This window comes from Microbulbifer sp. ABF4_148 (assembly GCF_056158985.1).
Map to the genome: position 1 here is coordinate 2,421,085 of NZ_JBSWUI010000001.1, position 17,282 is coordinate 2,438,366.

The window sequence follows — 17,282 nt, forward strand, 5'->3', positions numbered from 1 at the left end:
TAAAGCAAAATGGGATATTTCTTGCTAAATGGGTGGCGTGCGGATTGAGAACCACGCCTCAATAAAGGCTTTTCACGCCACTTCCTCGGTGCCGGTGGATCGGGTAGGCTAGGCGCCCTGGTTTTTCTAATAACGCGAGATTTTCCTATGCGAGTCAATACCAAGCGACACGCCCTCAAGCGCATTACCGCTGCCAGTTGCCTGCTGGCAATGATGGTTAACCTCACAGCCTGCGGTTACCTCCTTTACCCTGAGCGCAAGGGGCAGTCTGGCGGCCGTCTAGATCCGGTGGTCCTGTTGCTTGACGGCGCTGGCCTGCTGTTTGGTGTACTCCCGGGCGTTGTTGCCTTTGCGGTTGATATCACCAACGGCACCATTTACCTGCCACCTGGTGGCAGCTCGGCAATTGATCGCCACCTGAGCGCGGTTGATCAGGAAAAGGTTGAAACCGGGGTGGATGAGTACGGGCAGGTTTGGCAGGTTGTGCCGATGGATGTGCTCGCACCTGGCGCTGAAGACCTGGAGCAGGTCACGGCGGCACTTTCTGACCTGGCGGGAACCGAGGTCGCGGCGCAGGAAATTATCTGGGTCGAGAATCTGGCGGCGCTGCGTTCCGCTACTGAGCGCGGGCTGGCCAGCCGCTAAGGGCGGATGGTTGGGATGCTGTTGCCACTCCTGGCGCTGTCCAGTGGCGTGGCAACCGTGTCCTGACGATGTCGATATCCAGCGCAAATTGCCAAAATGCGGCGTTTTCCCTGTTCCCAGAACCTGACCGATAGCACAGTGCCATCTGTGTTGCCCTTTATGGCTACAGCGGATGTTGTGCATATGGGGCTGTCGGCGCTCTCCCCGTCGGATTGGATTCTGCCGGCGACCCATCTCCATCATTATCTGAGCAACAAGCTGCGGGCGCGGCGGCGCTTGGGTGCACGTGTTTATGCGGCTCTGCCGGAGTCTGAACCTGCGCAGCGCGAACTGTTTACCGAACTCTCCTGGCATATACGTACCCGCCATCGCGTGCAGTATTCGACCTCACCCACTGCGCTCCGGTGGCGTGGCGAAAGCGGGAGTTTGAGCCTCCCCTTGCCAATGGGAGACGAGCCGTTATGGCAGGCCTCACTGTGGGTCCCAGACGATCTGTGCCTGCTTATGCCGTCGCCGGACGGCTACCGGCTGGTGGCCGCCTCTCTGGCGGCACCGAGCTACTGGAGGCTGGAAGAGAAGATCGGCCGGCCATTATCTGCCATCCATGCACCCGTACCGGGGCTTGAGCAGAAAATTGGTGCGCAGATGGCGCGCTTCTTTGATCACCTCAAGCCAGAGTTTCCTGTCTGGCGCAGCAACTGGTCGGTGGTTGATTCCCCCGCGTTGCTGCAGCGTGGCGGCTTGGCCGGTGATCAGGGCAGTGGTGATCTGTATTTGCGGGTGGAGCGGCAGTCGTTGCGTCGCTTGCCGGAGAGTGGGGCTGTGGTGTTCACGATCCGTGTGATGATGAATCCTATGAAAGATTTGCGGGCAGTGCCGGGTGCTATCGACGCCCTGACGACAGCAGTGAGCGCTATGTCTCCCGATGAATCTGCCTACAAGTCGCTGGCGCCGCTGTTGCCACGCCTGAGCGACTTTTTGCGAGAGGCTCAGGCAGACTCTTGATAGACGGGCGCCTGTTGATGCGCCAGCTGCTGTTTGCGATAGGCCTTGGGTGACATGCCCAGCCAGCGGCGGAAAGCCTTGCCAAAGGCGCTCTCGTCGCAGTATCCCAGTGCCGCGGCAATCTCGGCATTGTTCCTGGTCTTCTGGCTCAGCCACTGGCAGGCATAGTGGCTGCGCACCTGATCCTGAATCTCACGAAAGCTGATGTTTTCCTCCATCAGTTTACGCCCCAGATGGCGGGCGCTGATGCACAGGCGACTGGCGACCTGCTCCCGGCTGAGCTGGGGCTCCTGCTGCAGCAAGTGGGTCACCCGCAAGTGCAGGCTCTTCTGATTCAGACTCTGCAGCAGCGCGTCCGCTTCGGGCTTCAGCTGGGCCATAACCTGACGGTCTGCGGCGACCAGTGGTGTGTGCATATCCTGGGGGCGCAGTCGAATGGCAGAGACAGGCGCATTGAACTGTACCGGGGTCTCCAGCAGGCGTTGGTATTCCTGCTGAACCGCCAGGGAGGGTGCCGGGAATGCCAGCTGGACGCTTTGCGGGCGGAAGTCCGGCCCGGTCATGGCGCGAATCTGGCTAATGCAGGTGGACAGCACTGTTTCGACGCGTAATTGGGTACAGCCGATATAGTTGGGCAGGTAGCACACGTCGACATATTGGCCGCCCTGCCGCAGCTCAAACTGACCGCCTTCGCCAACGAGTGGATGGTAAACCAGCAACTGTTCGACAGCGGCCCCCAGAGTCCCCTGGGTCATGAATAGATAACCGGCGAGACCGAGTTGTCCGCTGCGAATGGCCTGGCCCAATTTAACGCCAAGTAGAGGGTCCTGATGGGCGTCAGCCAGTGCTTTCCAGATCTCTTCCTGAACGTCCAGGGGGACCCGGTCAAAATCGTTTACTTCGGACAGAATGCGTTTTGCCTGTCCGGGAAGTTCCAGCCCGAGAAGGTCCAGGGCGTTGGTGAGAGCGAGTGTGTAGCTGAGGGTAACACTGCGATGATCGTTTGCTAACACGTTTGATGTCCGAAATTTACCAGCGACCGCCCGATTATGACGAAGCGGAAACCGATTGTCACTGTATATTGTGTGACCAGCGAGAATAATCAGGAAGGAGAGCGTTGTGCTTCCATACGCTGTGATAGGTGCGGGGCCCATGGGGCTGTGTACCGTGCGCAATTTACAAAAATTTGGCATTCCTTGCATCGGTTTTGAGATTCACAATGATGTTGGTGGCTTGTGGGATATCGACAGCCCCACCAGCACCATGTATGAATCTGCACATCTGATCTCGTCCAAGAAAATGACCGAGTTCCACGAATTCCCAATGGGGGATGACGTGGCAGACTTTCCCAGTCATCGCGACCTGCGGGGCTATTTCCGTGCCTATGCGGAGAAATTTGGCCTCTATGACGCGTATGAATTCAGCACAGAAGTGGTGCATTGTGAGCCTTTTGAGGAAGGCTGGCAGGTCACTACCCGCAGCAATGGCGAAACGCAAACGCGCCAGTTTGCGGGTGTGCTGATTGCCAACGGCACCCTGCATCACCCCAATCGCCCCGCGCTGCCGGGCGAGTTTTCTGGCGAGGTATTCCACTCCTGTGAATACCGCGATGCCGCCATGTTCGATGGCAAGCGGGTGTTACTGGTGGGTTGTGGCAACAGTGGTGCCGATATTGCGGTAGATGCGGTGCATCGTGCGCGCAGTGTCGATATCAGTGTGCGTCGTGGCTATTACTTCCTGCCGAAAATGATTGGCGGCAAACCTACCGATACCCTCGGCGGCAAGATTCCGCTGCCGAAATCGATCCAACAGCGCATCAGTGGCGCGCTGAGCCGGTTTATTCTCGGTCGACCGAGTCAGTACGGCTTGCCGGATCCTGATTACAAAATGTTTGAGTCCCACCCGGTCATCAACTCCCTGATCCTGCACCATATCAGTCACGGAGATATCCAGCCGCAAGCTGATATCCAGGCTATTGATGGTCAGACGGTTACGTTCACCGACGGGTGTACGGCGGATTACGACATGATTATGCTGGCGACGGGGTACAAGCTTGATTATCCGTTTATTGATCGCCAGCACCTGAACTGGCAGGGCATGGCGCCGCGCCTGTATCTGAATGTGTTCCATCCCGAGCGCGACAATCTCTTCCTGATGGGTATGGTGGAAGCTGCGGGTCTTGGCTGGGAAGGGCGCAACAAGCAGGCCGAGCTGGTAGCCATGTATCTCCGTCAGCTCGCGGATGGTGCACCGGCAGCGGATCAATACCGCGCACTGAAACGCGCCCGCAGCCAGTGGCGTGCCGATGGTGGTATGCAGTATCTGGAGCTTGAGCGCATGGCCTACTATGTCCACAAGGAAACCTACCTCAATGCTCTGGCGAGTGATCGCAAGGTGCTGCAGGCAGGGTTGTCCATCGACGGGGACGACGTGCCAAACGTCGTCCACGGTGCCGCATAGTGGAAACGGCTGCCGATATGGCGCTGAATTTTCAGGTCTCGCCGGTAATGCTGTTGCTGCTCAACGGGGTACTGGCGTTGATGATGTTCGGTGTGTCGCTGGGGTTGCGGCCATCAAATTTTGTCGCGGTGGCGAGGCGGCCACTGGCGCCGCTCACCGGGGTCATTGCGCAATTTGCGCTGTTGCCTGGCCTGACCTGCCTGGCGACGAGTCTGCTATCGCTGGATCCGGCCATCGAGCTCGGCATGATTTTGGTGTCCTGCTGCCCCGGCGGCAGTTTTTCCAACATCATGACGTGGCTGGCGCGGGCGAATGTGGCGACATCGGTCAGCATGACCGCTGTCTCGAGCCTCGCGGCTGTATTGCTGACCCCGGTGAATTTCGCCTTCTTTGGCAGCCTGAATCCCGCAACTCGGGAGCTGTTGCACTCCATTGAGATACCTGCCGGTAATCTGATCCTGCTGGTGTTGCTGGTGCTGGGATTGCCAATGCTGCTGGGGATGCTGGTCGGTGCAAAGTTGCCGACATTTGCGCGCCGCAGTGAACCGTTTTTCCGACAGGGATCCCTGCTGGTTTTTCTACTGTTTGTCGCGGTGTCATTTTCCAAACACTGGCAAACGTTTGTTCAGGTCGCCGGATTGGCAATGTTGGTGGTGATCGCCCACAACGCGCTGGCCTTTACGGTTGGTCATGTCAGCGGCCGATTGATGCAGCTGCCTACAGATGACCGACGTGCAGTGACGATGGAAGTGGGGATCCAGAACTCCGGCCTGGCGCTGGCCATTCTGTTGACCTTCTATCCGTCGGCGGCGGAGATGCTGGTTATCGCGGGGCTCTGGGGTGTTTGGCATCTGGTCGCCGGGCTCGGGTTGGCATTGTATTGGGGTCGCAGTCGGCCGATTAAACAGGCAAGCAGGAATGTCCTGATAGAGACAACAGAAGCATGAGTAAGGCAATGAAAGTTTTGATCACCGGCGCATCCGGTTATGTCGGCTATCTGCTTGGCGAGCAGCTGGCTAAACGCGCGCCGGTCGTCGGAGTGGATATTAATCCGCGACACGCCACCTTTCCTATTTTGAAAATGGATATTGGCGACCCCGCTCTGGGGGAGCTGATGCGCGCTGAGTCTGTGACCCATGTGGTGCACCTGGCATCTGTCATGGCTGCCGGAAGAAATCGGGCGTTGGAGTACCGCATCGACGTAGAGGGAACCGAGAACGTTCTGAAGGCGTGCATCGCCGCGGGTGTCGAGCATTTGACCGTTACCAGCAGCGGCGCGGCTTACGGATACCATGCGGATAACCCCGAGTGGTTGTCAGAGGCGGATCCGTTACGGGGTAATCCGGAGTTCGGCTATTCCGACAACAAGCGGCTGGTCGAAGAGATGCTGGCGGCGTACCGCGAAAGTCATCCCCAGCTGAAGCAGCTGATCTACCGTCCCTGTTCCATCATTGGCAGTGCCCGTGGCAGCCGAATCGGCGAGCTGTTCTCTGGGCATGCGATCCTTGATCCGGGCAGGCACAATTCCCCCTTCGTGTTTATCTGGGATCGGGATGTGGTCCGCGCGATTGAGTACGGGGTAGAGCGCAGCGCTGAAGGCATCTACAACCTCGCCGGGGACGGCGCGCTGACGCCGGCTGAGATCGCGGAGCGCCTGGGCAAGCCAGTTCGCACGCCACCGGTTTGGCTGGTGAAGCTGCTGCTCGGAGTCGGTTACTTGTTGCGCCTGACGGACAAGCAGCCTCAGCAGGTGATGTTCCTGCAATACCGCCCCGTACTGAGCAACAAACGGTTGAAAGAGGAATTGGGATTTATTCCGGAAAAGACTTCGGCGGAAGCCTTCGATTACTTTGCCAGCGAAGCGCTGGGTGTTGAGCTGGCCATGCCGGCGACGGGTGGAGCGGCATGATGCAGCAGGAGATGGATCGCAGGGTTTGTGTCATCACGGGCGCGGGCGGTGGTTTGGGTCGGGAGATCGCGCTGGAGCTGGCCAGGCGATCCCCAGCAGAATTGGCGCTGATCGACATCGATCAGGGTGCGTTGGCGGAAAGTGCGGCGCTGCTCGAGCAGGCCGGCGCGTCGGTGCAGGTCTTCGTTGCGGACCTGTCATGTGAAGAGAGCGTCGCCGAGCTCGCCAAGACACTGCGTTCTCGTTACTCGCAAGTGGATTTGTTGATCAACAATGCCGGCATTACGCATCGCAGTCTGGCAGAGAAAACGCACAATGCGGTGATCCGGCGGGTGATGGCAGTCAACTACCATGCGCCGGTGGAGTTGGCGCAGGGGCTGCTGGAGCCGCTGCGCGCGGCGCGCGGATGTGTGTTAAATATCAGTTCGATGGCTGGCTGGATGCCGGTCCTGGGGCGTGCGGGATACTGTGCCTCCAAGAGTGCGCTACATCAGTACTTCGAGACATTTCGCGAGGAGGTGCGCGATTACGGCATCCGGGTGCAGATGGTCTATCCGAGTTTTGTTGCCACTAATATCGAGCGCAACGCGCTCTCCGGTGATGGCGGTCGAGCCAGTCATCCGCAGAGTACGATCGGTGCAGTTCGCAGTGCCCAGCAGGCGGCGGCCTGGATTGTCGATGGTTACGAGCGCGGTCGCGAACGACTCTTCCCGCGGGATTTGACCCACTTTTCGGCTTACCTGTATCGGTTGTTCCCCAGGCTGTTTTTGCGGCTGATGGTGAACCGGTTTCGGGTGGAGCTGGAAGCCGGCCGGACCGCGAGCTAGTGCAGATCAGATCATCGTTACGACACTGGCGGCCAGCAATACGCCCATCGCGATATTAAAGCGGCGCAGGTGCTGGGGGTTCTGCAGGAACTGCTTGAGCCCAGCGCCAAACAACAGCCATGCCGCAACACAGGGGCCGCCGATCGCTATGAACGCGAATGCGATCCGCGCGGTCTCAACCCACACCTGTCCGCCAGGGCTGGTAAATGCGGCCAGCGCACCCACCGCCATGATCCAGCCTTTCGGATTAACCCACTGGAAAGCCGCCGCCTGCAGGAATGACAGCGGCTTGCCATCTTCCGCAGCGTCAATGGAGCGGGTATTACCGATTATCCAGGCCAGATAAAGCAGGTATGCAATCCCGGCCCAGCGAATCATCTCATGTAGCCACGGCCATTGGATGAAGGCGGAGCCCAACCCCAGTCCAATGGCCACAATCATCGCGGGAAACCCGATACAGATGCCTAAAAAGTGTGGTAACGAGCGGGAGACACCATAATTCAGCCCGGAAGACATGATCATGATGTTATTGGGGCCTGGTGTAATGCTGGTCGAGAACACGAACAGGATAATGGGTATCAAAACCTCGAGCACAAAAATCTCTCTGAGTACGCAGGTGTTACTGGTTGGGGAGAACGGTGGTTATCACGAGCGTCTCCCTTGGGTGGGCTGCAGGCGTGTTAAAATACCCCAAATTGCCACTCTGTGCCTCTTATCGTGCCCCTGATTGACAGTCATTGCCATTTCGATTTTGCAGCCTTTGATGAGGATCGCGCCGCTGTCTGGCAGCGATGTCGCGCGCAGGGAATTGATGGGCTTGTGATTCCCGGTGTGAGTCCGGCGCAATGGGCGAACCTTCGAACACTGGCCGAGGAAACTGCCGGTTGGTGGTATGCCGTTGGGGTACACCCGTGGTGGCTGGAAGGGATGTTAGGTGAAGAGGGTTCGGAGAGCGCCGCGCTGCTGAAACGATCCCTCGCTGAGCATTTGCGCTCCGAGCGCTGCGTTGCCGTCGGGGAGTGCGGCCTCGATAAGATGATCGATATCCCCTTTGATCAGCAGGAACGTGTGTTCCGGTTGCAGCTGGAGGTTGCGTTGGATCTGAGGGTGCCGGTCATCATTCACGTGCGCAAGGCCCACAATGAGGTGCTGCGTCTGCTCAAGCAGGTGCGTCCGAAAGCCGGTGTGATCCATGGGTTCAGTGGCAGCCCCGAGCTTGCAGCCGCGTACTGGGAGCTGGGATTCTGTCTCGGAGTAGGGGGGACGATCACCTATCCCCGTGCTGCAAAGACCCGTGCGGCAGTAGCGGCGGTGCCTGCCGAGGCACTGCTGTTGGAAACTGATGCACCGGATATGCCGTTGTGCGGTCGTCAGGGGGCCCGCAACAGCCCGGAATATTTGCCGGAAATCGCGCGATCACTGGCTGCGATACGGGGCGTGACCCTTGAAGATATTGGGATGCAGACATCGGCAAATGCGGTGAGGCTGTTCGGGTTATGACACACACATTTTCTGCCGCAAAGTTCCGTAATCAGTTTCCTTTGTTTTCTGCCCCGGAGAATCGCGATCTCGTGTATCTGGACAATGCCGCTACTACGCAGAAGCCCCGAGCGGTCATCGATGCCATTTCGTACTTTTATGGTCACCAGAACGCGAATACCCATCGCTCGAGTCATCGCCTTGCCCGGGCGGCAACCGCGATGGTCGAGGAAACTCGCCAAGCCGCTGCCACTTTTCTGAATGCCACATCGCCGCGGGAGGTTATTTTCTGCCGCGGTGCGACCGAAGGCCTGAACCTTCTGGCGAACAGTCTTGGGGAAGAGTTGGAGCGCGGGGACGAGATCGTTGTTTCGACGATTGAGCACCACGCGAACCTGGTGCCCTGGCAAATGCTGGCGCGGCGCAAGGGCCTGAACCTGCGTTTTGTCCCGCATACCGCGGGCGTGCCAGAATTTGACCGGTTGCACGAGGTACTTGGCGCGCGGACGCGCATTGTGTCGCTGAGTGGTGGCTCGAATGCCCTGGGTGTCAGACCGGATTTCGACATGATTCGCGATCAGCTGCAGGGTCTCAACCTGCGCTGGATTGTCGATGGGGCGCAGTTGGCCGCCCACGAAGTGGTTGATGTGCAGGCGATGGGCTGCGATTTCCTGGTGTGTTCCGCGCATAAGTTTTACGGGCCGACGGGCGTGGGGTTGTTATATGGCCGCGAGCAGCTGCTGGAGCGGATGGCGCCATGGCAAGGTGGGGGCGAAATGATTCAGCAGGTCGGATTGCAGGAAAGCACTTTCGCCGGGCTGCCCCATCGATTCGAAGCGGGTACGTCATCGCTGGCGGGGCTCGCAGGCTTACGTGCATTATTCAAATTTCTCGATGAACAAGATCGTGCGGGAATACAGCGGCACGAACAACAATTACTATCGCGTCTGCACGCGGGTGTGGCATCGATGCGCGGATGGGCGCTTTATAGCCAAACTCGACACAATCTGGGGATCGCCGCCCTGGCGCCGCGCGAAGGCAGCGTTGCGGACCTGGCGCAGTGGCTGGATGGCAGGGAGATCGCGGTGCGGACCGGCCATCACTGTGCGCAGCCACTAATGCAGGAGAGCGGTGCCGGCGCTACCTTGCGGGCTTCGGTTTGCGCGTACAACACTGAGCAGGATATCGATCAATTTCTCCAGGCGCTGGAGGAATACGGGGCAGAGGAGCGAGTGATCGCGGGGATACCGCATACCGCGGTTGATGCGGAGGTCCAATCCCTGGAGGGGGTGTGGCGCAGCGACACGCTTGACGCATTGCGTCTGGAGCAGCTGGCGGCGCAGCGAAACTGGCAGGATCGCTATCGGGAGCTGATGCGCTGGGGAAAACACATTCAGCCGAAACTACAAATTCGCATCGCAGAAAACCTGGTGCATGGATGCGAGTCTGCCGCCTGGTTGTTGCACCGCCGCGAAGGTTCGTTGAATCGATTTGTCCTGGACAGTGACAGTCGGGTGGTCAAAGGCCTCGGGGCTTTGCTGCTGATTCTGGTCAACGGGCGCAGCACGCAAGAGATCGACGCGCTGGACTTAAAAAAGATCTTCTCTGATCTGGGTCTTGACGCCCACCTGAGCGTATCCCGGAGTAATGGGTTTTACGCGCTGGTGCGACGTGTTCGAGCACTGTCCGGATGCCCGGTTGGCGACTAGACCTTGAAGCCGGACGTTGCCGGTTTGATTCAGTGCGGTTGACGGGCTTTCGCCAGTAGTCGCTTGATCGTCTGGCTCGCTGCGAGAAATCCAAAAGTGCCAGTGACCATGGTTGCAGCGCCAAATCCACCACTACAATCCAGCTTAACCCCGTCTTGCATGGCTGTTTTCTGTTGGCACACCTGGCCATCCGGTTGCGGATACACCATCGGCTCCGCAGAGTAGATGGCGTCCACTCCAAACTGGCGCTTGCGTGACTTCTGGAAGTTGTGGAACCGATACAAATGTTGGCGCACTTTGGCGAGCATCGGGTCGTTTGTGGTTCGCCCGAGATCGGTACATTCAATGCGGCTTGGATCCTGTTTGCCTCCCGCGGAACCCACGGTAACCAGTCTCAGTTTGCGTGCTTTGCAATACGCAATAAGCGCGGCCTTTACGCGGGCGTTGTCGATGGCATCCACCACTACGTCAATCGGTTGGCGACCGGGGTCAATCACTTCTGCAAAATTGTCCGCCGCGATAAAGTCTTCCTCGAGATGAACCTGGATCTCCGGGTTGATCGCGCGCAGGCGCTCCGCCATGACCTCGATCTTCTGCTGGCCAATGGTGCTCTGCTGTGTATGGCACTGCCGATTGGTGTTGGTAATGCAGATATCGTCAAGATCAACCAGGGTCAGTCTCCCCACACCACTGCGTGCGAGTGCCTCGGCGGTCCAGCTCCCCACGCCGCCAATTCCAATGACCACACAATGAGCGTCGGCCAGGATCGGCAGGCTGTCATCGCCGTAGAGTCGTGCAATTCCGCCGAAGCGCTGGAGATACTGGTCGCTGAGGTTCATGGGGTTTCGAGTTACCTGGTTCCTGGAACTGTGCAGTGGAGTTGGGCGGCGTTGGATGATGCTGTCGCCAGAGGCGCGGGATAATAACTCACTTTAAACCGGGGTGTAGCCCGTGGCATCGACCAGCGATTCACAGATCGATGGTTCTCTTAGCCAGCGAAATGAAAGCCGGCGCGATCAGTGCTGGGTGACGGTGTGATGTTGGCGGCTGAGGGGGATGCCGACGATACACTTTGCCTTTTGGGCGGAGGGATGCGGGGCGGCAATGGCCGCCCCTCGGGCCACGCTTAGTGTACGTGGCCGTGGTCGATTTCCTCGGGCGTTGCCTCGCGAATGGAAACCACTTCAATGTCGAAATGCAGTTCGACACCGGCCAGGGGGTGGTTGCCATTGATGGTGACGTTGTCACCGTCAATCTCAATGATCTCTACTTCGATGGGCTGGCCGTCTGTGCTTTGCGCATGGAATGCCATGCCGACTTCCAGTTTTTCAACACCGCCGAAAGCATTGCTTGGAAGAGTCTGGATGAGCTCGGGGTTGGGCAGGCCGTAGGCCTCTTCCGGCGGAATCACGGCAGTGAACTTGTCGCCAACAGTTTTGCCCAGCATCTCTTTCTCAAGGCCCGGGATGATATTGCCGACGCCCTGAAGGTATTTGAGTGGTTCGCCGTCAGCGGAAGAGTCGATAACCGTACCCTCAGCGTCTTTCAGGGTGTAGTGGATCTCCACAACGGAGTTGTTGGCAATATTCATGAATGCTCTCTGGGGAAGTAATTGGATGGGTTGCGCCTTGCGGCACCTGAGCCCAAATGGGTGATGCAAAATGCGCGGTCATTGTAGGTGGGCTCAGTGAGGGCTGCAACCGCCCGAGCGACGGTCCCGGGCGGAGTCTACGAGGGGAATTGCGTCATCCGACCAGCGGTAGGGGTTGTTCGCAATGGCCGTAAAGTGCTTTTGCCCTGGCAACGAGGCGGCTGCCCAGGTCCCCGGAGAAGCCCAGTTCGACAAGGCGGGCTTCGACGAATTCGAGCAGTGCCTCGAACATTGGGCGGTTGAGCCCGTGGGCCAGGAAGCTGGCGCGACTGCAACGCAGCGGCTCGGGCTCATCGGAGAGGGCGTTGTTGAGAAACTGGGACTGGCGGGTGGCCTGCTTGTCGTGATCGCGGCTGTCCGCGTCACTCAGGTGACGGCCCACTGCCTGGTAAAATTCGTAAACGGTCTGGTCGATCACCTTGCGGCCACCGACCTGCCGGAGCAGATCGCTCATGATTTTCCCCCTAAAAGACGTGATGGCTATCTATCTGTTTTGCGGTGCTTTTTTGTACTGATTAGGCCAATTATGACTTCCCTGACACTCTTGCTGAGCGCGTTCCCCTGGGGTGTCGGTTGGCTACGGGAACGAACCTTAAGCGAAGGTGTGGAGCCTGCCAATGGAGCTGGGGGAGATTGTCATCCGCTTCTTCACTTGTCCGGCTCGCGGTAGATCTGCGCGGCGCAATGAGGGAGCAGGCGACGTCTTGCGGAGGGGAGGGGAGATGGATGTCTCCCGAATCAGGTCAGGGAAAGCGGCTGCGTGGTGTCGAGATTGCGTATAGACTCTCGAGCCATATTGGTTCATTACCTGCAATTGGCCCGAGTCGTGTTGGGCAATGGCGATGCGGGTATCGATGAATCGGATGGTGGAGCAAGGGAACATAACATGGCGAGTATTTTTACCCAGATTCTGCAGGGTAACCTGCCCGGGCACTTCGTATGGCGCGACGACCGTGCGGCGGCCATTATGACCATCAGCCCGGTAAAGCCAGGCCACTGCCTGGTCATTCCGGTGGAGGAGATCGATCATTGGGATGATGTGCCCGAGGCGCTTGGCGCACATCTTTTCGCAGTCGCGCAGAAAGTCGCCAAGGGTCTGAAGGCCGTGTATTCACCGGAGCGGGTGGGGGTGATGATTGCTGGCCTCGAGGTGCCCCATACCCACCTGCATCTGCTGCCAATCGATGAGCTGCAAGATCTCGACTTTTCGTTACAAAAGAATGCAGATTCTGATGATTTGGCGGCAGAAGCTGCTAAAATTCGTGCGGCACTGTCGGATATGGGCTTTTCTGAAGCGCACTGCGGTTGAGGCAGGGGCGCCCCGGCAAGCGTCTTCGGTAGAAAAAATTGGACACTGGTGCATCCGAGTCTGCGGTTCACTGCGTCTCAGGACCAGACGAGCAGAAATTACTCGATCCAGTCCCAATCGACCCCCTGGGGTCAACATGAGAGAGGAAATCATGATCAACCCGACAAAGTTGTTGTCACCATTGTTTGCACTGGCCCTGATCGCCGTCCCGGCGCTGGTGAGTGCTCAGGAAGAAAGCCGAGAGTACCCCCTCAATGGCTTTGACCGTATCGAATTGCGCGGAAGCTCCGAGCTGGAGATTATCCAGGGCGATACTTTTGAGGTGGTCGCCACCGGAGATCCCGAGGTGTTGGCCAAAGTCGTCGCGGAGGTGAATGGCGGCACACTGGAACTGTCCGTAGAGGATCGCAAGCGTCGATTCATGGGGATGGTGACGGTGAGTGACAATCAGTCGGTCGATTTCCGTGTGACTCTGCCCAAACTGGAAGCGCTGAGCGTGACGGGCTCAGGAGATGCGCGTGCGGAGCTCATCGAAAGTGAGTCGCTGGAATTGCGGGTGCAGGGCTCCGGCGGCCTGTTTATCAAGAAGGTGGCTGCGCAATCTCTGGATGCGGCTATTGTCGGCTCAGGGGACCTTGAACTCGGCACGGTGCTGTCGGTCAATACCTCTGCGTCGATTCGTGGTTCTGGTGATCTCAAGTACGAGAGCCTGGCGGGAGAGTCCCTGCGCGCGGCAATCATGGGATCAGGTGACATGGTGATTGGCGGCCGCATTGGCACCCTGAATGTCAGCGTCATGGGCTCTGGTGATTTTGTCGGTCGCGCACTGCGCTCAGACCGCGCAGAGGGGTCGGTAATGGGCTCCGGCGACGTCGTATTGCTGCGACCCACCAATGGGGATTCCTTCAATGTAATGGGATCCGGGGATATCGCCTTCCTGGACTGATTACGAGATTGGACACCGCGAGATTTCATTATTCGTCGGGGTTCAGATTTGGTAACGTTGAACGCGCAGCTTTGCTGCGCGTTTCTGGTTTTGGCGTCGGGGTTTCTCTCGCAGGCAGTCAAAACCCGGCGGCATCCGGTGCACGCTAATTTCGATGGTTGATACGGAAGTTTTCAATGGAAGATCACTCTGGGGCAGGAAGCAGCGGGAAAGGGACCCGGCTTCGCCGGCTGCGGAATCGTTTGCGGGAGCTCGGCGGGGAGGCGGCGGATCGCTCGCAGTGGGCAGCAGAACGGTTACTTGATCGCAGAATATGTCTGGGCGTCACCGGATTGAGTGGTGCCGGCAAGTCCACCCTGTTGACTAGCTTGATCTATCAGCTCAGCCACCCTCACAGTGCCCAGTTACCAGGCTTCGCCCCAGCGCTGAATGGGGACCTGTTGCGCGCAGAACTGAAACCTGCGGTTGATTCCGGTCTACCCGCCTTTGATTACGCCAGCGGCCTGTCCGCGCTCTTCGACAGTCCGCCTCGCTGGCCCGACAGCACTACAGACGTTTCCGCACTGGAGCTGCATTTGCACCTGCGCAAGCGACGCTTCGGCAGGGAGCGTGAGAGAACCGTCGTACTTGAGCTGCGGGACTATCCCGGCGAATGGTTGATGGATTTGCCCTTGCTGCGGATGGACTACCCGTCCTGGTGCCGCCAGCAAGCGGAGCTGCTGGATGGAGAAGCGCGCAGCGGGCTTGCACCCGATGTGATTCGTCGCCTGGCGGCGCTCTCACCTGAAAGTCCGGCGGACCCTGATCAACTGCATACACTCTGGGAAGACTATCGGCAGTTCCTGATTGATTGCCGTATCCAGAAGCGTCTGAGTTACCTCCAGCCGGGACGCGCGCTTCTTGATGAGACACCGTATCTGGTCATGCCGTTGCTGGACCTCCGTGGCCGTAGTACGCAGGAGCTGGAGAGCCTGCCGGACAATTCAAACTATCAGTTTTTCGCGCACAAATATCGTGACTACGTTGACGAGTGTGTGACCCCATTTGTGGAGACGCATTTCCGCCATGTCGATCGACAGCTGGTGTTGGTCGACATGATCGGTACCCTGTTTGCGGGAGAAGAGGCGCTGGATGACATGCGCGCGGCGTTCGGGCATATCGCCGACACCTTTAAGTACGGTTCCACAGGCCTGTTGCGCAAACTCTGGCGTCCCCGGGTCGATCGACTGGTGTTCGCTGCGACGAAAGTCGATCAGGTACTGGCGGCGGACCATGATGCATTGCGTCAGTTGTTGGGGCAGCAACTGCAAAAAGCCTTCAGTTCCGCGCGACACCGCGGACTTCCACTTTTTTGTGAGGCGATTGCCGCGGTGCGCTGCTCGCGCGAGAGTACGCGGGACGGACGCCGGATGCTGGTGGGGCATGCTGAAGATGGCCGTTATCTCGGTTTCGAGAATGCAGAGATATTTTCCAGGTTGCCGGAGGAGGGCAGCGAGTGGCAACACTATGATGGTGCCGCTCCACCCCAACTCCGGCCGCCCACCGGTATGGAGAGCGAAGGGCGAATTCCCCATATTCGCGTCGATGCGTTACTGAACCTGCTGTTGGGAGACAAGATCTGATGACCAAAGATCGTGAAAATTCCGGACGTCGCCAAACCCGTATTGAGTCTTTGGTAGAGGCAGAGGAGCAGCAGGCAGAGCGTGATGAGACCAGGGTCGAATCGCTTAATGGTGACGATCAGGAGCTACCGCGCTCAATTACTGTGGGAGAGGCGTTGCCTGACCGAATTTCATTCAGCGAGTTAAGGTTGCCCTTTTTTCGGCTGAAATTCTGGAAGCCGGCGCTGATTGCGATGGGGGTATTGGCTGCGTCCGCGGTCGGATGGGAACTCTACCAGCTGGTGACCTGGGCGCTCGAGCGTCACTGGACGGTCGGGGCTTTAGTCGGTCTATTAGTCGTGGCCTTGTTTGGCATTATTCTTTCTGCAGTATGGGAATACTTTCGCGCGGGGCGGCCATTGCGAAAGCTGCAGCAGACGCAGACGCTGGCTGCTGAGATGCGCGCGCACCGCAGTACTGACAGCGCGCGGGAACTGCGCGGCAGGTTGGATGCGCACTTCTCCGGTAAGCCACAGGGTGTGCTGCTGACCCGGGTTTTGGATGAAACCCCGGACTACTACGACAGTAGCGAGTTGCTGAAGCATCTGGAAGTGACCTTTCTCGATGCGCTCGACGAAGAGGCGAAACGGCGAATCGTCCGGCATGCAACCACCACCGGGGCGCTCGTGGGGCTGAGTCCCTTCGCGACGATAGATGTCATTGTTGCTCTGCGACAGTCGTTGAGGATGATCGATGATGTTGCGCAAATATACGGGGTGCGACCATCGATGGTCATCCGCTGGCGCCTGTTCAAGCGGGTTTTGGGGCTGGTGGCATATAGCGGTGCGAGTGAATATGCGGTGAGTGAACTGTGGCCCGAACTGGTCGGTGACAGTTTGCTCAGCAGTGTCTCAGCGCGTCTCGGTCAGGGTATGGGTGCCAGTTTGTTTATGGCGAGAATCGGGATTGCTTCCATGCACAGTTGCCGCCCAATCCCCTTTTCGGAAAAGCGGCGTCCTCGTCTCGCTTCACTGAGTGGAAGGATTGTGGCGAGCATGAAAGAGCGTTTTCTCGGTGAAGCCTCCGTAGGGCCAGCGGGAGATCTGCGCAAGGTTTATGAGGCCGCGATCAGGGCTGCCGAAGCGCATCAAAAAAGTAAAAACCAGGAGTAACAAGCAATGCCCCTTGCACGACTGAAAGAAAAGCTTGCTGCGCTCATCCTCTGCACGTTGCCTTTGCCGGTTGCTGCGGAAGTCGTCCAGAGTGAACCGGGCGCGTTCACCGTGAGACTCGAGCGCAGTGTCGACAGCTCGAATACGGAACTTTACGCCGGGCTTGCCGAACTGCCGCGTTGGTGGAATGACAGTCACTCGTTTTCAGGGTCGGCATCAAATCTAAGTTTTGAGCTGCGCGCAGGAGGGTGTTTCTGTGAACAGTGGGGTAACGGTTCTGCCGAACACCTGCGTGTGGTTTACGCGGTCCCCGGTCGGGAGGTGCGACTGCGTGGCGGCCTGGGTCCCTTACAGGGCATGACGGTCGACGGCCTGATGCATTGGAGAATCGTGCAGACTGACAGCGGATCGCAGCTCACCTGGGAATATCGGGTTTGGGGCACACCGGATAACCAGCTTGATCGAATTGCCCCAGCAGTGGACTCGGTGCTGGCAGAGCAAATCGACGCACTCGTTGCCCTGGTGGACGGGAAACCGCGTAAAGAATAGGGCCTTCCGACACTGATAAG

The 17,282-nt window shown here is 58.4% G+C and carries 18 protein-coding genes; 13 read left to right on the forward strand and 5 right to left on the reverse strand.

Annotated features, from left to right (window positions below):
* The first annotated feature begins 147 nt into the window (after positions 1–147).
* On the forward strand, positions 148–645 hold the full coding sequence (locus tag ACXAD0_RS10580) for a hypothetical protein (RefSeq protein ID WP_475088368.1): 498 nt from the start codon (positions 148–150) through the stop codon (positions 643–645).
* A gap of 159 nt (positions 646–804) precedes the next feature.
* Positions 805–1,650 (forward strand): heme-dependent oxidative N-demethylase family protein, encoded by an 846-nt coding sequence (locus tag ACXAD0_RS10585; RefSeq protein ID WP_475088369.1) that lies wholly within the window; start codon positions 805–807, stop codon positions 1,648–1,650.
* On the opposite strand, the gene ACXAD0_RS10590 is transcribed toward ACXAD0_RS10585, so the two are convergent.
* Entirely contained in the window at positions 1,635–2,663 is a 1,029-nt protein-coding gene (locus ACXAD0_RS10590; RefSeq protein WP_475088370.1) for an AraC family transcriptional regulator, read from the reverse strand. The two genes, ACXAD0_RS10585 and ACXAD0_RS10590, sit on opposite strands and share 16 nt — an antisense overlap.
* Before the next feature lie 106 nt (positions 2,664–2,769).
* On the opposite strand from ACXAD0_RS10590, the gene ACXAD0_RS10595 reads away from it, so the two are divergent.
* Genes ACXAD0_RS10595 through ACXAD0_RS10610 form a run of 4 tightly spaced genes read left to right on the forward strand, consistent with a single transcriptional unit; the run spans position 2,770 to position 6,846 of the window.
* On the forward strand, positions 2,770–4,110 hold the full coding sequence (locus tag ACXAD0_RS10595) for a flavin-containing monooxygenase (RefSeq protein ID WP_475088371.1): 1,341 nt from the start codon (positions 2,770–2,772) through the stop codon (positions 4,108–4,110).
* A 17-nt stretch (positions 4,111–4,127) separates the two neighbouring features.
* A complete protein-coding gene (locus ACXAD0_RS10600; protein WP_475088372.1) occupies positions 4,128–5,057 on the forward strand; it encodes a bile acid:sodium symporter family protein in 930 nt (309 codons plus the stop codon).
* 8 nt (positions 5,058–5,065) lie between these two features.
* On the forward strand, positions 5,066–6,019 hold the full coding sequence (locus tag ACXAD0_RS10605; protein ID WP_475088373.1) for an SDR family oxidoreductase: 954 nt from the start codon (positions 5,066–5,068) through the stop codon (positions 6,017–6,019).
* Positions 6,016–6,846: an SDR family NAD(P)-dependent oxidoreductase gene (locus tag ACXAD0_RS10610; protein ID WP_475088374.1), complete on the forward strand. Its 831-nt coding sequence runs from the start codon at positions 6,016–6,018 to the stop codon at positions 6,844–6,846. Before ACXAD0_RS10605 ends, ACXAD0_RS10610 begins: the two co-directional genes overlap by 4 nt.
* Before the next feature lie 6 nt (positions 6,847–6,852).
* Here ACXAD0_RS10610 and ACXAD0_RS10615 read toward each other — a convergent pair whose 3' ends face one another.
* A complete protein-coding gene (locus tag ACXAD0_RS10615) occupies positions 6,853–7,440 on the reverse strand; it encodes a LysE family translocator (RefSeq protein WP_475088375.1) in 588 nt (195 codons plus the stop codon).
* A gap of 123 nt (positions 7,441–7,563) precedes the next feature.
* Between ACXAD0_RS10615 and ACXAD0_RS10620 the strand changes: the two genes are divergently transcribed.
* Together ACXAD0_RS10620 and ACXAD0_RS10625 are read left to right on the forward strand one after the other, a co-directional pair.
* Entirely contained in the window at positions 7,564–8,346 is a 783-nt protein-coding gene (locus tag ACXAD0_RS10620; protein ID WP_475088376.1) for a TatD family hydrolase, read from the forward strand.
* Positions 8,343–10,034 (forward strand): aminotransferase class V-fold PLP-dependent enzyme, encoded by a 1,692-nt coding sequence (locus tag ACXAD0_RS10625; RefSeq protein ID WP_475088377.1) that lies wholly within the window; start codon positions 8,343–8,345, stop codon positions 10,032–10,034. The genes ACXAD0_RS10620 and ACXAD0_RS10625 overlap by 4 nt, the downstream gene beginning before the upstream one ends.
* Before the next feature lie 29 nt (positions 10,035–10,063).
* Here ACXAD0_RS10625 and tcdA read toward each other — a convergent pair whose 3' ends face one another.
* The 3 genes from tcdA to ACXAD0_RS10640 form a co-directional block, all read right to left on the reverse strand.
* A complete protein-coding gene (gene tcdA, locus ACXAD0_RS10630) occupies positions 10,064–10,873 on the reverse strand; it encodes a tRNA cyclic N6-threonylcarbamoyladenosine(37) synthase TcdA (protein ID WP_475088378.1) in 810 nt (269 codons plus the stop codon).
* A 287-nt stretch (positions 10,874–11,160) separates the two neighbouring features.
* The gene (locus tag ACXAD0_RS10635; protein WP_475088379.1) at positions 11,161–11,625 is read right to left on the reverse strand and encodes an FKBP-type peptidyl-prolyl cis-trans isomerase; all 465 of its coding nucleotides are present in this window, start codon (positions 11,623–11,625) and stop codon (positions 11,161–11,163) included.
* A gap of 154 nt (positions 11,626–11,779) precedes the next feature.
* Complete coding sequence (locus ACXAD0_RS10640) at positions 11,780–12,139, reverse strand: hypothetical protein (protein WP_475088380.1); 360 nt, start codon at positions 12,137–12,139, stop codon at positions 11,780–11,782.
* Between the two features lie 318 nt (positions 12,140–12,457).
* Here ACXAD0_RS10640 and ACXAD0_RS10645 point away from each other — a divergent pair, with 318 nt between their 5' ends.
* The 5 genes from ACXAD0_RS10645 (at position 12,458) to ACXAD0_RS10665 (ending at position 17,262) form a co-directional block, all read left to right on the forward strand.
* Positions 12,458–12,994 (forward strand): HIT family protein, encoded by a 537-nt coding sequence (locus tag ACXAD0_RS10645; protein WP_475088381.1) that lies wholly within the window; start codon positions 12,458–12,460, stop codon positions 12,992–12,994.
* A gap of 136 nt (positions 12,995–13,130) precedes the next feature.
* A complete protein-coding gene (locus ACXAD0_RS10650; protein WP_475088382.1) occupies positions 13,131–13,940 on the forward strand; it encodes a head GIN domain-containing protein in 810 nt (269 codons plus the stop codon).
* Positions 13,941–14,116: 176 nt separating this feature from the next.
* Complete coding sequence (locus ACXAD0_RS10655) at positions 14,117–15,562, forward strand: YcjX family protein (protein WP_475088383.1); 1,446 nt, start codon at positions 14,117–14,119, stop codon at positions 15,560–15,562.
* Positions 15,562–16,713 (forward strand): TIGR01620 family protein, encoded by a 1,152-nt coding sequence (locus ACXAD0_RS10660; protein ID WP_475088384.1) that lies wholly within the window; start codon positions 15,562–15,564, stop codon positions 16,711–16,713. Before ACXAD0_RS10655 ends, ACXAD0_RS10660 begins: the two co-directional genes overlap by 1 nt.
* A 6-nt stretch (positions 16,714–16,719) precedes the next feature.
* On the forward strand, positions 16,720–17,262 hold the full coding sequence (locus ACXAD0_RS10665; protein ID WP_475088385.1) for a hypothetical protein: 543 nt from the start codon (positions 16,720–16,722) through the stop codon (positions 17,260–17,262).
* The last annotated feature ends 20 nt before the right edge of the window (positions 17,263–17,282 follow it).

Bases quoted from the DNA above. Each gene is read 5' to 3' on its own strand.
- ACXAD0_RS10665 (WP_475088385.1), top strand. From the start codon at position 16,720: ATGCCCCTTGCACGACTGAAAGAAAAGCTTGCTGCGCTCATCCTCTGC.
- ACXAD0_RS10640 (WP_475088380.1), bottom strand. From the start codon at position 12,139: ATGAGCGATCTGCTCCGGCAGGTCGGTGGCCGCAAGGTGATCGACCAG.
- ACXAD0_RS10585 (WP_475088369.1), top strand. From the start codon at position 805: ATGGCTACAGCGGATGTTGTGCATATGGGGCTGTCGGCGCTCTCCCCG.
- ACXAD0_RS10625 (WP_475088377.1), top strand. From the start codon at position 8,343: ATGACACACACATTTTCTGCCGCAAAGTTCCGTAATCAGTTTCCTTTG.
- tcdA (WP_475088378.1), bottom strand. From the start codon at position 10,873: ATGAACCTCAGCGACCAGTATCTCCAGCGCTTCGGCGGAATTGCACGA.
- ACXAD0_RS10655 (WP_475088383.1), top strand. From the start codon at position 14,117: ATGGAAGATCACTCTGGGGCAGGAAGCAGCGGGAAAGGGACCCGGCTT.
- ACXAD0_RS10580 (WP_475088368.1), top strand. From the start codon at position 148: ATGCGAGTCAATACCAAGCGACACGCCCTCAAGCGCATTACCGCTGCC.
- ACXAD0_RS10660 (WP_475088384.1), top strand. From the start codon at position 15,562: ATGACCAAAGATCGTGAAAATTCCGGACGTCGCCAAACCCGTATTGAG.
- ACXAD0_RS10610 (WP_475088374.1), top strand. From the start codon at position 6,016: ATGATGCAGCAGGAGATGGATCGCAGGGTTTGTGTCATCACGGGCGCG.
- ACXAD0_RS10605 (WP_475088373.1), top strand. From the start codon at position 5,066: ATGAAAGTTTTGATCACCGGCGCATCCGGTTATGTCGGCTATCTGCTT.
- ACXAD0_RS10600 (WP_475088372.1), top strand. From the start codon at position 4,128: ATGGCGCTGAATTTTCAGGTCTCGCCGGTAATGCTGTTGCTGCTCAAC.
- ACXAD0_RS10635 (WP_475088379.1), bottom strand. From the start codon at position 11,625: ATGAATATTGCCAACAACTCCGTTGTGGAGATCCACTACACCCTGAAA.
- ACXAD0_RS10650 (WP_475088382.1), top strand. From the start codon at position 13,131: ATGAGAGAGGAAATCATGATCAACCCGACAAAGTTGTTGTCACCATTG.